The 13,574-nt window shown below is 59.3% G+C and carries 12 protein-coding genes; 4 read left to right on the forward strand and 8 right to left on the reverse strand.

From position 1 onward, the window contains the following. Positions 1 to 7 precede the first annotated feature (7 nt). The 3 genes from RN01_RS14885 to RN01_RS14895 form a co-directional block, all read right to left on the reverse strand. Entirely contained in the window at positions 8 to 1,207 is a 1,200-nt protein-coding gene (locus tag RN01_RS14885; RefSeq protein WP_024569558.1) for a hypothetical protein, read from the reverse strand. Beyond that, positions 1,146 to 3,602: a hypothetical protein gene (locus RN01_RS14890; protein WP_175582375.1), complete on the reverse strand. Its 2,457-nt coding sequence runs from the start codon at positions 3,600 to 3,602 to the stop codon at positions 1,146 to 1,148. Before RN01_RS14890 ends, RN01_RS14885 begins: the two co-directional genes overlap by 62 nt. Before the next feature lie 422 nt (positions 3,603 to 4,024). After that, entirely contained in the window at positions 4,025 to 5,596 is a 1,572-nt protein-coding gene (locus tag RN01_RS14895; protein WP_223277293.1) for a class I SAM-dependent DNA methyltransferase, read from the reverse strand. Between the two features lie 407 nt (positions 5,597 to 6,003). On the opposite strand from RN01_RS14895, the gene RN01_RS34635 reads away from it, so the two are divergent. Next, positions 6,004 to 6,303: a helix-turn-helix domain-containing protein gene (locus RN01_RS34635; protein ID WP_223277292.1), complete on the forward strand. Its 300-nt coding sequence runs from the start codon at positions 6,004 to 6,006 to the stop codon at positions 6,301 to 6,303. Positions 6,304 to 6,464: 161 nt separating this feature from the next. On the opposite strand, the gene RN01_RS14905 is transcribed toward RN01_RS34635, so the two are convergent. The 5 genes from RN01_RS14905 to RN01_RS14925 form a co-directional block, all read right to left on the reverse strand. Continuing rightward, a complete protein-coding gene (locus RN01_RS14905) occupies positions 6,465 to 7,556 on the reverse strand; it encodes a HigA family addiction module antitoxin (RefSeq protein ID WP_024569556.1) in 1,092 nt (363 codons plus the stop codon). Then, positions 7,549 to 7,893 (reverse strand): type II toxin-antitoxin system RelE/ParE family toxin, encoded by a 345-nt coding sequence (locus RN01_RS14910; protein WP_017514680.1) that lies wholly within the window; start codon positions 7,891 to 7,893, stop codon positions 7,549 to 7,551. Before RN01_RS14910 ends, RN01_RS14905 begins: the two co-directional genes overlap by 8 nt. Before the next feature lie 270 nt (positions 7,894 to 8,163). Beyond that, positions 8,164 to 9,303, reverse strand: coding sequence for a tyrosine-type recombinase/integrase (locus RN01_RS14915; RefSeq protein WP_017514681.1), 1,140 nt, complete (start codon positions 9,301 to 9,303; stop codon positions 8,164 to 8,166). Between the two features lie 359 nt (positions 9,304 to 9,662). After that, complete coding sequence (locus RN01_RS14920; RefSeq protein WP_017514682.1) at positions 9,663 to 9,896, reverse strand: YMGG-like glycine zipper-containing protein; 234 nt, start codon at positions 9,894 to 9,896, stop codon at positions 9,663 to 9,665. A 9-nt stretch (positions 9,897 to 9,905) separates the two neighbouring features. Then, complete coding sequence (locus RN01_RS14925; RefSeq protein ID WP_024569555.1) at positions 9,906 to 10,286, reverse strand: hypothetical protein; 381 nt, start codon at positions 10,284 to 10,286, stop codon at positions 9,906 to 9,908. A gap of 270 nt (positions 10,287 to 10,556) precedes the next feature. Between RN01_RS14925 and RN01_RS14930 the strand changes: the two genes are divergently transcribed. The 3 genes from RN01_RS14930 to arfB all read left to right on the forward strand — a co-directional run bounded on the left by RN01_RS14930 (position 10,557) and on the right by arfB (position 13,415). Next, on the forward strand, positions 10,557 to 11,351 hold the full coding sequence (locus RN01_RS14930) for an enoyl-CoA hydratase (protein ID WP_024569554.1): 795 nt from the start codon (positions 10,557 to 10,559) through the stop codon (positions 11,349 to 11,351). A gap of 219 nt (positions 11,352 to 11,570) precedes the next feature. Then, a complete protein-coding gene (locus RN01_RS14935; protein ID WP_017513909.1) occupies positions 11,571 to 12,962 on the forward strand; it encodes an FAD-binding oxidoreductase in 1,392 nt (463 codons plus the stop codon). A 48-nt stretch (positions 12,963 to 13,010) separates the two neighbouring features. Further along, a complete protein-coding gene (gene arfB, locus RN01_RS14940; RefSeq protein WP_024569553.1) occupies positions 13,011 to 13,415 on the forward strand; it encodes an alternative ribosome rescue aminoacyl-tRNA hydrolase ArfB in 405 nt (134 codons plus the stop codon). Positions 13,416 to 13,574 lie beyond the last annotated feature (159 nt).

Raw genomic sequence — 13,574 nt, forward strand, 5'->3', positions numbered from 1 at the left:
TGATCACCTACGCTACAATCTCCTGACCGCGCAGTACCACCTTCCTTCCCTGATCACGTTCGCCGAAACCGCTGATCACCTTCACCGAAATCCGCAGCGTCACGGACACGACCAGCTGGAAGACAGACGGTTCAACTTCCTTGTGATTGGTCTTTGACGGTGGGGTCGACCAGTTCTCTAAGGCCACATGAAGGGTATTCCGACTAGCATCCAGGGGGTCCTGCAGAGCCTGTACGACCCAGCGCAGCTCGATGTCAGGGAGGACCAGCTTGAGTTTGGAGGCGCGCACAGCCTCTAGGTACTTTGTCCAATTCTGCAGGTCAGAGGGGCGGATGGTCTGACCGTGTCGATAGCCCCAGAGTTGCCCGCCGAAAAATTCATCACCGCTGGCCGCCCAAGCGTGAAGTTGCTCTCTGATAGCCGCATTGAGAATCGCCGAGGCCTTTGTCGCGTCGGCCTCTGCCGTGGTTGGGGTGAATTCGAAAGAGGGAAGCGTTAGCTCCAGCCTCAACCACTTTGCAGGCGGTGCGATGGGTTCGGCCATCCCATCCGGAATCAACATAGTGGCAGACGCCGCCTGCGCTGGGATCGGAGTCCCGTCATCGGTCTCCTGGAGGTCGTTGTCGTGCTCTACTTCGATCGCTGAGTCTGACCCCTCCACTGTAGCCCGGTCCAATTTGTTGTCGAAAGGCAGCCCGAGTTCAATGTAGGCTTGCCGACGAACCGCCAGGCTCTCTGGTCGCCAACTCTCGTGCTTCTTACCGCCTGGGAGGCTTGCCTCCAATTTGACGAGTGCCTCCCTCACCTTGGTCCGAAGGAGAGTTCGCGCTTCCGCGTTCAGTGGGAACACAGGTTCCAATCGGCCCCCAGGCTTGATCTCATCTACCGTGGGAAGGATGCGCACATAGACGGCGCCGCGTACCGAGACAGTCAGCGTCTCACCCGCGTCCGACGTAAGGATTTGGAGATCCATCCCGTGGGCGCTGATCCGGATTGGGTCAGCTTCTTCGTCGCCTACCCGCTCATCTTGCGGCATCGGCACAATGAACCCCGACATGAGCGCAGTGCTTGGCTTCATGCCGTAGATAATCTTGTAGAACTCGCCTTTACCTTCCAGTCGGCCTGAGAGGTTATTCAGCAGGCTGTCAACTACCGCCTCCTTGTACCCTTCGTGGATATGACGGGGGTTCTCGCTCAAGACGGGCATCCGAATCTCCTGGTTCAATTTCCAGCGCACTGCGCCCGGACGGGGCCACCACGCGCTCGACTTTGTGGACGCACAGTAAGGCGTCCTGGCGCAGCTGCCTGACCACGTGCTCAGGTAGCTTGCGATAGGTGGTGGCACTCTCAGGCTGGAAGAGGATTTCCGCGTAGCGTGCCACCAACTCGCGGCCTAGGCTCTGATTGAACTGCCTCGTTTTGCGAATGAGAGCCCAGTAGCGTGCTGCGTCGTCTTCGCTCATCTGGAGTGCGGCGCAGAACGTCCGGAAAAAGGAACCGTCTTTGGACGCATGAGGCCGTGAGTCGTCGTTACCGGGCGGCTCTAACCAGTAGTAGACGCGGCCGACCCGACAATCCTTGGCGGCCGGGTTGAGCGCCACCATTCGCTCGTGGATCTTCCTTGCAAGCACCGACCGCTTGGTCTCTTTGAAGAAGAGCTGGCAGCGCCGCTGGACGTCGGTGTGATATAGCTGCATCCACATACGCAACGGGTCGACCACTGAGCTAATACCCTCGCGGCCTGAGGCGCGTCGTAAGGCGTCCTCGACTTTGGACCGCAGCTCGTCGTTCATCTCGAATATGAGGTCATCGACACGAACGGCCGACACATTCATCCGACGGAAGAAAGGGTCTTCGTTTGGTTCGTAGCGGTAGATCCAACCTGATGCATAGGCCCGAGCGCCACCCTCCAGGTCGAACCGGTAGTAACTGTTATCAGCTCCCTGTCCCGTACTCGCACCATCGTCAAGACGGAAGGTAGGCGAAAAGTCGGCCAGCGAGGAGATACCCAATGGCTTTGGGATTTCTTTGAGTCGACGGTCAAGCTCCTGCGCCAGCAGTCCGATTCGGCCGCGGAACGGCTTAAAAGGTTCTAGCTCCTTCATCTTCTCAAGCATTCGCAGCGTCGAGTCGGCTTGCTTATAGGCGACGAGGAGGACCGTACCATGCGGCACACCAGGGTTTGCCAGCAGCACCCGCAGAACGTCAGCGTTCATCCCAACAAAGACGAGCTGCTTCCTCTTGAGATCCTCTCCTAGTGCCCGGCCTATAGAGGCTAGGGTGTCCCATTTCAACTTGGGTTCGATCTCTGCCCACACGTCGCCAAGCTTGCGACTCAAGAATCTGTGGGCTAGCTGGATGTACTTGGAGTTCGGCAGAACAATGGACAGGCCGTGATTCGAACCTCTCGCATGCCGGTCAATCTCAGCGAGAAGACGGCGTGCCATGGGCGTGGCGTCGCCCCAATCTTCAATCAACTGTTCAGCAGTGCGGATGGCACGGTCCAACTGCGTTCGGTGCTCATTCAGATTTCCAGCATCCAGTTCGGCCTGAATTGCCAGCCGCACCGTGGACCATGCGTTACGCTGACTGGCGAAGTCGGGGATTGCCTGTTCGGCCGAGTCAGCGGTCAGGTCTTTGTACCCTGCCGGCATGTTCGATAACCGCAGGACGTAGAGGCAAGCGTCCAAGAGCGCACGGTGTGTCGGGCTGTCTTCTGGGCCACACGCGACAGCCAGTCTCTGGAAGGCAAGGGCTATTTGCGTAGCGTCACGATCGACGATGCCGACGCTGAAGTTGGCATTACTGCGCTGCGCGAGCTTGAAATCTCGTGCATGCGGCTCTGCGCTCAACAGCACGTCCTCCGGCTCGGTTGCCCAAACCTGCATACTCAGCGCGCGCTTAGCTTCGGTCAGCTGACCCTTCAAACTAAAGTATGTTGCGGGGTCGTCCGTGACGATCAAGAAGCCCTGGGATGAGAAACCGGCCTCCTCGGCAATGCGAACTTGTTCGGGGATTCGACGTACAGCATTAAAGTTTGAGCGAGCCGCGGCTGTGGTTGCGTCGAAAAGCAGCAGCTCGGGTAAGCCCTCCCCTCGAAGCGCAGGAGAAGTCAGGGCTTTCTTCCATGCTACTTTGTGCGTCGAGTTGTGCAGCACCATGAGGGCGCAGGGCGCCTTGCCGGGGTCTTGCCATTCTTCGTTCACCTGCGTCCGGAGTGCCTTGCGCGTCGCCAACCGGGCGACTTTGCTCAACGTGCGCTCCAGGGCGCTCGTCTCACTTGTAACCCAACCAGATTTAGGAGTCTGGTACACGAATACAGGGACAAGTTCTGCTAATGCGGGGTTTGGCACTTCAGGGTGCCGCAACTGAACATCATTGAGCGCGCCCATTGCGGCGAGGAACGCTGAAGACTCGGTACAGGTGACGGGCACCGTAGCCCCATTCGCCTGAGTCTTCCAAAAGGAACGGTACGCATCAACCAGCTCCTGCCGATCGACGAGCGTACCTCTCAGCGCCATGCTCGACGCATGATTGCCAGGGAACAGAACAGTGCGCAGCCCACGAATATCGCCCGCACAGACCCGCTCGATATTGGCCATCGCATGCAGAAGTGGCAGGGAGGCCAACTTGGCGGGCCAAACTAGGCAAAGCTCTACCCCGCCAGATTCTGCCCTCTCTAGCAGGCGGTTGACTAGATCGACGGTCCAAGGCTGTGGTCCCACCCTGCCCCCGGCCGAGCGGTCTGTAAACCGTAATCCCGTTGAGCCGTAACGCACCGCTGCCCAAGGTCTGGACGGCGCCGGAGGTGGTATTGCCGGAACCGGGCCGTGGGCTGGGCCGGGCGGGGAGAACAGGGCAGATGTAGTTTGCGAACCCGAACCCTCTATCTGCTGAGCCTGCTTGGCTGCAGTTTTCCTAACCTCCCTAGCCTCCCTGGCCTCCTTGGCCTTTACCGCTTGGCGTTCCAAGGCCTTGGCGCTGCGAGCTTGGCGGTCGGCGAGCATCTTGAGCCTAGACATCGTCAAGCGCTCCTAGCGAACTTGGGCAGATCGACACTGTTCACCATGAACTTGTCCGCAATGCCGAAGGCTCGTCTGACTGCGGCTTCCATACCAATGCCACTTGCGAGGTATTGTTTCAGTAGTCGCGGGTCCGGCAGCTTCAGTTGGCTCAGTTCGAATGCGGAAACGTTCGTCGCGCCGGAGATGCAACGGAAGTAGCGGTCCATTGGCTCAGTGCTCAGTAACAGGGCAAGCTGCTTGGGTGTTACAGCTGGAACGTCGCCCTGCGGTTCGATGATGACAACGTGGTTTTCCCCGACGAATCCGCCGTAGCTCGCGAAGAGTTGAGTCGGAACAGGCGCCGCGACGAGCCTGCGAGGCTGGTCGTTCGACGTCACACGTTGCAGCACGACGCATGGCTTGCGAACGACCGACGAGTGGAACTGGTCGCCTAGATCGACGAAGCGATGCTCGTCATCGGCGGCGACATGGGCATCAAAATCGATAGTACCCGTGGCCAAGATGTTGCTGGACCACAGCAGTGGGACGGCAGTTGACGACTTTGCCTTGCGAACATCCTTGAGCGAGTTGAATCGAGGACGGGTGTCTCGATTCCACACATACGAGCCGATGCGTACCCGGTAGCCGTAGTCTTCCAGCCGAAATCGAGAGCGGGCCGCGACCTTCAGGAGCGCGACGTCCTTGACGGCACGAGGGATGGGCCAGACCATGCCAGAGTTTGGCAATAGACATTCACCGACGCCAGAATAGCGACCATCTACTGACACGAGCGAGACCCTTGCTTTGAGCGCCTTGACCGCTCCAGCCTCGCGGCGTCGTAGGACGGTCAGAGCCGTTTCCTGCTCCACGTCGATGAATACTCCTTCCCGGTCGCTTACTATGCCGATGTGCAGCAAGTCGGCATTTGCTATCAAGTATTCACGCAGCTTGCTGAAATACTGGCCGGAGAGAAAACTGGTTGGCGTAACCAGGGCCGCGCGGCCCCCCTCCCGGAGAAGGCGAACACACAAGCCAATGAAAACGCCATAGAGATTGGGCTGAGCTTGAATCACGTCACCAAAGGATTCACGCAAAGGTACCAACTCTTCGGCAGTCATCTTGCGGTACGGGGGATTGCAGACAATTACGTCAACCGTGCCGAACATGCCGACCAAGTCCTGCAAGGAATTCGCAGGATGGACCTTAAACATAGGTACGTGACCAGTTCCCTTGATTTCTGCATAGAGCGTCATGCAGAGGAACTGCCTGGACAGCTCGCAAAGGATCGGGTCGAGATCTGTCCCATACAGATTGGCCTCGACGTGTGCTAGCACGCGGCGAGGACTGAAGCCTCTCTGCTTCAGGCTTTTGCGCATCCGAAGCGCAATGGGCGCCAAGAACGCCGCGCCGCCACAAGCTGGATCGAAGAATGAGTGGCTGCCGAAGTCCACGCCCTCATCCGCCAAGTCGTCGAGCAAACCTCTTGTCAGTGAAGCCGGCGTGAAGAACATTGCCAGCCGTTTGCGATAGTGATCGTCTGCCAGCATGGCGTAGCTGCTGCTAAGCCAGTACGATGCCTCCAGCAGGTCCATACCTCTAAGTTGCTCGGCGAAGGCACGGACTGAAGGTTCCACTGATAGGGCCTCGTCGTGAGGCAGCTGTGCCGGGGGGAGCGCAGCAAAGTCAACTTCACACCACAGGCGCAGGACGGTCCCAACCATCGTGGCGGCGTCAACGGCTTGTTGTCGGGCGAGCTGCCCAAGGAGTCGAATGCGACGGGTCAAGGCATAGCGCAGGGCTTTGGCTGAGCCTGGGCTTGATGTGGGCGAAACATCAACATTGGAATTACTCACCTCCCCCCCGCGCGAGTCATTTTTATCTCTTTGGCGTTGCCAAGTGCAGTATTGTAGATCCAGCGGTGCTGACGTGCGCCTACCACGAGTGTGGGGTAGAGGCAAAAGATACTATTACAGCATCGTGACGGCATCGAGCCTGGCTCATGTCTTGTCATGGCGTAAATGACCATAGTGTTTGTCATTGCCGTCGACGTGCCCGTCAGTTTCGCCACGACGAAGCTGTCCACACCATCCGCGATCATTTCGCTGATGGCAGTGTGGCGAAGGCAGTACATCACAACCGTTGGCGGAAGCCTTGTGCGCTCAGCGATAAACAACAAACGCTGGCGCGGGCGCGGCTTGCAGAGGGGCAGTCCGTTGCCGCGATTGCCCGAGAATTGAATACGAGCCGCCAAACCATCATGCGCTTACGCGCCCGTTCGGTTGAGCACGCAATTTGTTGAGGTGGGCACCGCCCGAATTTGCAACCGGTTGCAAGCTGGGTCTAGGGGTGCCTTGTCGGCTACGCTACGAGGTAATTAAGTCGCGAAACAGCGATGGGTATTGGGGAGGTAGCGAAGGCCTAAGCGCGGAGCAATGCCTGCCCCGCGCTAACAGTCATCCGTCACTCATGCGCCCATCGAAATGTTTGCTTCAATTCATTGCAGTGAGCTCTTGGTAGCAATCCTCGATGCTGTAGCTGACCAACGACTATGCCAGGAGCCACTTGAATCTCCTTTGCAAACGACAAAATGGCAAGTTTGCTGAATTGGTTTCGCTTTATAAACGCGGAAAACGGCAAACGTGGAAGCAATTCTTGTTCGGAAAAATTGTTTGCCTCGGCCTCCTTTGCTGGGTCCAATCCGTTGGCGCCCTCTAGGAAAAGCTCCTTCTTTCCGTGCAGTAGAATGTGTCCTGCCTCATGGAAAAAGGTGAACCAGAGGTGGTCGTCGGTCCGATATCTCAGACTGAGCTGAATAAGCGCCTTGTTTGAATTGATCCATCGCGTCGCACCGCTGACGCCGGTCTTAGGCAATGCTGGAACGAAAACGACCGCCACCCCTGCTCCGGCACAGAGCTCCTGCATGCGCGGAACAAAAACGTCAGGTTCCTCAGTTGTCAGCAGCCGAATTTCATCAAGTGCTGCGCGAAAAGCCGCTTTGTCAAAAGCTTCGCAAGAGATTTGTGCCGCCTCAATCTCGCCACGACGAAGCCATGCCGATACGGACTCAGGGAAAATCTCTTGATGATTATGCTGGCGGTAAGCGACGTTTAAGTTTGGCCACATGTCGTCCCATTGATCAACACTGGCAATTCCAAAGAAGCGCAAGACTTCCACTAGCTGCGCCTTAGCGTCGCTGTGCTTTTGAATCCAATTGAGCTTCGCCATCATGGCAACCGGGATGTGTTTGAGCCACCCCAAGTCACGCTCCAGCTTGGCTTCCTCGTGCAACCGTGCGACAGCCTCTTGGTATTGGCTTTCGAGGTTTAGCCAGTAATCAGCCGGCATGCCGAGCGCCCGCTCCAGCTTTATGGCTGTTTCGGGGGTGATCGACGACTTTGCTTGAACAATGGAAACTATGTGCTTGGGAGTTAGGCCCGTTCTTTTAGCCAACTCGTGCTGGGTCATCCCGCGCACGTCTAGTTCGTCGCTAAGGACCTCGCCTGGAGAGACTGCGTAGTCGGGCTGGTATTCGTTAATAGCTTGCTTAGCCATGAGTATCCTCGATTCCGGTAATTTCAATGGCGGTCACCTGCTTCCAATCCAGCCCGCCTTCTGGGCGCATGGGTAAAGGATCGTGATTGGGCTTGAATACCAGCCGATACGGGTGATCCAGGTCAACCGTCAGATAGCCTTTTCGATTGCCGGTCAGTTCGTGGCAGCGATGCGGCGGGCTCATCGGCGGTGCGAATATTCCCAATGTTGGTGCGGCACGAAGCTGTGTCAAAGCGATCTTGAGTTTCCTGGTCCTCAGGGGGCCGTGCGCTTTAATCATTGCCTTCTCTTCGTTGAGCTGCTTTCGCAGCGCCTTACTGGCGAAAGAGATGTCCATTCACATGAGATGACGTTTCATTAACCAGTAAGGTTATCATTTTTTCGCAACGTCTGCGAGCATCGATTGCGGCTCTGACTGGTACCCCTCAGGTGATGCGAGAAGCGACAGATTGATGCGTAAGTGATTGATTTCAAATGAATTTATAGTCGGCAAAAGGCCTTGCCATCGGCTCAGCGAGCGGAGGTCAACCTGGGTGTCGCCCCCTTCCCCTCATCGTCCTAGTCCGAGTTTCTCTCCGAAATCAGTCGGGGATGGCTGCCGCTGGAGCTACAGCATTGCGATCGCGTCCAGCTTCGCTCGCGTCTTATCGTGGCGTAGATGCCCGTAATGCTTGTCGATCATCGCCGTCGACGTTCCTGCCAACCTCGCTACGATGAAGCTGTCTGCACCATTCGCGATGAACTCACTGATGGCCGTGTGCCGAAGCGAGTACATGACGACCGTGGGGGGAAGCCTCGCAGCCAGTACGGCGGTCCTGAAGGGCTTCTTCCACGAATCCTTGTTCCAACGCTGCCCGAGCTCTGTCGCTAGGATCGGCGCGTTCCCTATTTTGTTCTTCGTCTGTTCTGTGAAGAAGGCGACGGCTGCGGACGAAAGGGTAACAATACGGTGCCCAGTTTTGCCTTCAAGGGCGAGAGTCCCCTGCTCACGGTCAAAGTGCTGGACAGAGGCATTTGCAAGCTCGCCGGGTCGCGCGCCGGTCAACAGCATAGCGGTCGCCAGCTGTCGAATATCATTGGCACAGGCGTTTATTAAAGCCTTGCGCTGGGTGGCTGAGAGGAACGCCTGACGTCTACGGCCCACGTCTTTGAACTTCGCCACTGTTTTCCAACCTGCATCCGTTGCGACAAGTCGATCATGTAACGCGAGATTCAGCGCCGCTTTCAGCGATGCGAGGTTGCGATTTGCGCTGTCCTTGGCACGGCGCAGGTCGTCTTCGTCTTCCGCGTCACTCTCGCTGGATTCAATCTGCGCGGAAAGCCATGCCTTGATCTCCGACGAGCGAAGCTTCGATATATCAATCGTCCCGATCTTCGCGTCATAGACAAGGCGCCTGAACCGTCCTTCCGCGTCGGCCTTGCTTGACGCGCCTTTGTGAAGGCCCAGGTGCTTCACATAGTGCTCACATGCTGCTTTGACCGTCATGCCCTTTGATGACACGCCTGCGTCAATTGCATTTGCCCATTCGTTCGCTGCTTTGACAGCTTCATCGAAGCTGGCGAACGTACCGAGTGCGCGATATTCCTGTTTGCCGTTCTCGTTGCGGCGACGCGCGATCCACGTTCCTTCTCCCTGCGCTACCTTGCGATAGCCAACATATAGGCCAGCTTGGATGCGCGAGAAGTAGGGTTCGCGACGCGGCGCGAGTTTGTCGCGAGCCGTCTTGGAATTGATCGATGTGGCCATGTGGGTCGGTACGGAATTGGTACGGAAATTCTATGGCGCACTTTGCTGGACGTCAATGAACTAAAATTTATTAAATTTCAATGACTTATGCTTATTCGTTGAACTTTCGTGAACCGTAAAAAACCATGATTCCCGCCCTCCGAAGGCAGGGGTTGCTGGTTCGATCCCAGCCGGGCGCGCCAATCCTCGCAAGACTTTCCCCAAGTGATTTCAATTCAGGCTGTGCAACGGGCATAGCTGGATTTCCGTCGCCCGATGCCAGAAGTCAAAGGCGCGGACCCGATACGCACGGGCCAATGCCATGCGTACCCAAATCCGCGCCGATCGCCGCAAGGGCGATTTACTGGGACAAGGGGCGATCAGTACCAGCTCTGCTGCTTGTTGCCCTTGATGTTGCCCGCCACGCCGCCAGCGACGGCGCCGATGGCGGCGCCGGTCCAGCCGCTGCCGCCGGCAATCGCCGCGATACCCGCGCCTGCCGCGGCGCCGATTGCCGCGCCGGATACCGTGCCTTGCTGCTGCGGCGTCATGTTCGTACAGCCAGCGGCACCGACGATGGCCAGCACCACACCAATCTGTTGAAGTCGTTTCATGGCATCACCTCACTTTTGGGGTTGCAGGCCGGGAATGACCATGTCGAACCAGATCGTCTCGATCACCGGCCGCGAAAGCTGGTCGGGGTGCGCCGCATACCAGTTATCCACACGTTGACGCACGGTATCGAGCGTATGGCCCCTGAGCCCCTTCGACAGACGGGGCATGATGCTCTGGGTGTCGCCGGGCGGCTTGTCGGCGTAGTAAGCCGATTCCACCTGGGCCAGATTGGCGATGCCCACCAGATAGGCCTTCTTCATCTGTTCGGTCGATTGTGTCCATTGCTTGCCGGTGACCAGTGGAATCTCCTGGGCCAGGGCGCTTTGGCCCATCGTCATCACGACACATGCCGTTGCCGTTGCTGCGAGCCAGCTCAGTCTTCTTGCCATTGCAATTTCCCTCCGCTGTTGTAGATACCGCACGGGGCTGGTGCGTAACACCATATTAGTCGCTGCTCCGGTGTCTGCCAGGTCACTGCGCACGGGTTAAAGTGCGTAAAAAGACGCAATTTGTGCCAGACCAACCAGTGGATTCCAGCTTTGTTCTGGTGTCGAATAGGGTCTGGATGGTTTGCCGGCTGGATTTCAGCCCGGGCTAGCCCGACATTCCTGCAGTACCGAACCTGGACACTCACCCCTTGACGGAGCGCAGACGTGGAAATGGAATCCGGCGGCAAGGCTGTTGACCCCTTCGTGTTACGAGAGACCCATGATGGCGTGGTGACGCTGCGGCTGAACCGGCCGCAGCAGTTCAACGCGCTGTCCGAAGCCATGCTCGAAGCGCTGCGCGTGGCCTTCGAGGACATCGCCCGGGACGACTCGGTACGTTGCGTCGTGCTGGCCGCCGAAGGCAAGGCGTTCTGCGCGGGGCACGATCTGCGCGAGATGCGCGGTCGCCCGGACCTGGCCTACTATCGCACGCTGTTCGCGCAATGCAGCGTGGTCATGCAGGCGATCCAGGCATTGCCGGTGCCGGTCATCGCGCGGGTGCACGGCATTGCCACGGCCGCCGGCTGCCAGCTCGTGGCGAGTTGCGACCTGGCTATTGCGTCGGTTGCGGCGAAGTTCGCGGTGTCCGGCATCAACGTCGGCTTGTTTTGCTCCACGCCATCGGTGGCGTTGTCGCGCAATGTCTCGACCAAACGCGCGTTCGACCTGCTCGTGACCGGCCGCTTCATCGATGCCGAGACGGCAGCGGATTGGGGCCTGATCAACGAGGCCGTGCCCGAGCAGGAGCTTGATGCCGCCGTGGCGCGCAAGGTGGAGGCGATTCTCTCCAAGAGCCCGGCAGCGATCCGCTATGGCAAGGCGATGTTCTATCGCCAGCGCCTGATGGAGCTGGGCGATGCCTATGCATTCGCGGGCGACGTCATGGCGCGGAACATGATGGAGGAGGACGCGGGCGAGGGCATCGATGCGTTCCTGCAGAAGCGTCCCCCTCGCTGGCAGCGATAAAGTCTGTCTGCCAGCGTGACCGTGCCGGGCGTGCGGATGTCCCTTTCACGCCGTCCCAACTTTGCAACAGGTCGGGTCAACTCGCCGCGGCGTTGCTACCCCGTACATTGAGACAATCCAGCGCCAATGCGGTTTTCCGCCCATTGGCGCGTGCCTTGCATGGATATCTCCTCCGGGTGCGAATTCCGAAGCCCCGGGCATGTTTGTGGAGGTACCGCCATGCCCAACCTGACCACTGATCATATCGACATGCTGCGCCACGCCGTGCGCGGCAAGGTGCTGCTCCCCGCCGATGCGGGATACGAAACAGCACGTACGGTCTGGAATGCCACCGTCGACCGGCGTCCGGCGATCATCGTCCAGTGTTCGGGCACGGCCGACGTGATGCAGGCCGTCGGCTTCGCGCGCGACCGTGGCCTGGTGCTCGCGGTGCGGGGCGGCGGGCACAACATCGCTGGCAGCGCAATCTGCAACGGCGGTCTCGTTATCGACCTGTCGCAACTGCGTACCGTCCACGTGGACCCACTCGAACGCGTAGCGTGGGTGAGTCCCGGCGCCACGCTCGCCGATTTCGACCATGAGGCGCAGGCGCAGGGTCTGGCCACACCGCTCGGCATCAATTCGACCACCGGCGTAGCTGGGCTCACACTTGGTGGAGGCTTCGGCTGGCTCACGCGCAAGTACGGCATGACTGTGGATAACCTGCTCGGCTGCGAGATCGTCACCGCTGATGGCACGCGTCACTGGACCGATTCGCGACATGAGCCCGAGCTGTTCTGGGCGTTGCGCGGCGGTGGCGGCAACTTCGGCGTGGTGACGCTCTTCCAGTTCCGACTGCATCCCGTGGGGCCGATGATCACGGCGGGCCTGCTGGTCTTCCCGGCGGTCGAGGCGAAGACAGTGCTCCGGCAATACCGCGCCTATGTGGAATCGACGATGCCCGAGGATCTCAACGTCTGGGTCGTGCTGCGTAAAGCGCCGCCGCTGCCCTTCCTGCCTGCCTCCGCGCATGGCAAGGATGTGGTGGTGCTGGCGGTGTTCCACGACGGCGATCCGGCCGCTGCGGAGAAGGCGATCGAACCGCTACGAAAGTTCGGGGAAACCGTGGGCGAACACGTCGGACAGATGCCTTACACCGCGTGGCAACAGGCCTTCGACGCGTTGCTTGGTCCGGGTGCCCGCAACTACTGGAAGTCGCACAACTTCACGCGGCTCGAGGATGGGGCGATCGACGCCATGACGGACTTCGCACTGCGGCTACCGTCGCCGCTGGCGGACATCTTCGTCGGGCAGGTGGGCGGCGTGGCCAATCGCGTGGCGCCCGATGCCACCGCGTATCACCATCGCGACGCCCGCTATGTGCTGAACGTCCATGCGCGGTGGGAGCGTCCCGACGAGGACGCCGCCTGTATCGCCTGGGCGCGCGACTTTTTCCGCGCCACCGAGAGGTTCGCCACGGGCGGCGTCTACGTGAACTTTCTGACCGACGATGAAACGGCGCGCATCGGCGCGGCCTATGGCCCGAACTACGCCCGCCTGGCGCAGATCAAGCGCACCTACGACCCGCAGAACCTGTTCTCCACGAATCAGAACATCGCGCCGGCGTCCTGATACCGATTGCTCCACATCGTCGGCCACAGCGTTGCTATGATGCGGCGCATGGCCGACGACTTTTTTATCCCACACCAGGAGTACGACATCACCGCGATCCGCGCCCAGGGCGCGGGCGGGCAGAACATCAACAAGGTGTCGAACGCCGTGCATCTGCGCTATGACGTGCGCGCGTCGTCGCTGGCGCCCGATCACAAGGAGCGGCTGCTGGCGCTGCACGACCATCGCATTACGCGCGACGGCGTGGTGGTCATCAAGGCCCAGCAGCATCGCAGCCTGGAGTTGAACCGGGAAGAGGCAATCCGGCGGCTGCATGAACTGGTGCGCAGCGTGGCAGAGCCGCCGCGCGTGCGGCGGGCCACGCGGCCGACGCTGGCGTCGCGCAAGCGTCGGATCGAGGCAAAGACCCAGCGCGGCCAGGTCAAGGCCCTGCGCGGCAAGGTGTTTGATTAGGGAATCGATCGGGCATTTGATGCCGGTAGCCGATCACGTAGTCGGTTCGGTGTCGCGCGCCTGGGATTCGAACAAACATTTCAAACGGACGGGGCGGAGCGGACAGAAGTGCCGATTGGAGTGCATCCTCGGCGCCAAAGCGTTGACTTCGCCGTCGAA

This window comes from Cupriavidus sp. SHE (assembly GCF_000812445.1).
Taxonomy (GTDB): Bacteria; Pseudomonadota; Gammaproteobacteria; order Burkholderiales; family Burkholderiaceae; genus Cupriavidus; species Cupriavidus metallidurans.

Coding starts and splice junctions, on each gene's coding strand:
- RN01_RS14905 (WP_024569556.1), bottom strand. CDS start 7,556: ATGGCTAAGCAAGCTATTAACGAATACCAGCCCGACTACGCAGTCTCT.
- RN01_RS14930 (WP_024569554.1), top strand. CDS start 10,557: ATGGAATCCGGCGGCAAGGCTGTTGACCCCTTCGTGTTACGAGAGACC.
- RN01_RS14895 (WP_223277293.1), bottom strand. CDS start 5,596: ATGGACCTGCTGGAGGCATCGTACTGGCTTAGCAGCAGCTACGCCATG.
- RN01_RS14885 (WP_024569558.1), bottom strand. CDS start 1,207: ATGCCCGTCTTGAGCGAGAACCCCCGTCATATCCACGAAGGGTACAAG.
- RN01_RS14920 (WP_017514682.1), bottom strand. CDS start 9,896: ATGAAACGACTTCAACAGATTGGTGTGGTGCTGGCCATCGTCGGTGCC.
- RN01_RS14935 (WP_017513909.1), top strand. CDS start 11,571: ATGCCCAACCTGACCACTGATCATATCGACATGCTGCGCCACGCCGTG.
- arfB (WP_024569553.1), top strand. CDS start 13,011: ATGGCCGACGACTTTTTTATCCCACACCAGGAGTACGACATCACCGCG.
- RN01_RS14910 (WP_017514680.1), bottom strand. CDS start 7,893: ATGGACATCTCTTTCGCCAGTAAGGCGCTGCGAAAGCAGCTCAACGAA.
- RN01_RS14915 (WP_017514681.1), bottom strand. CDS start 9,303: ATGGCCACATCGATCAATTCCAAGACGGCTCGCGACAAACTCGCGCCG.
- RN01_RS14890 (WP_175582375.1), bottom strand. CDS start 3,602: ATGGCCAATATCGAGCGGGTCTGTGCGGGCGATATTCGTGGGCTGCGC.
- RN01_RS34635 (WP_223277292.1), top strand. CDS start 6,004: ATGTCTTGTCATGGCGTAAATGACCATAGTGTTTGTCATTGCCGTCGA.
- RN01_RS14925 (WP_024569555.1), bottom strand. CDS start 10,286: ATGGCAAGAAGACTGAGCTGGCTCGCAGCAACGGCAACGGCATGTGTC.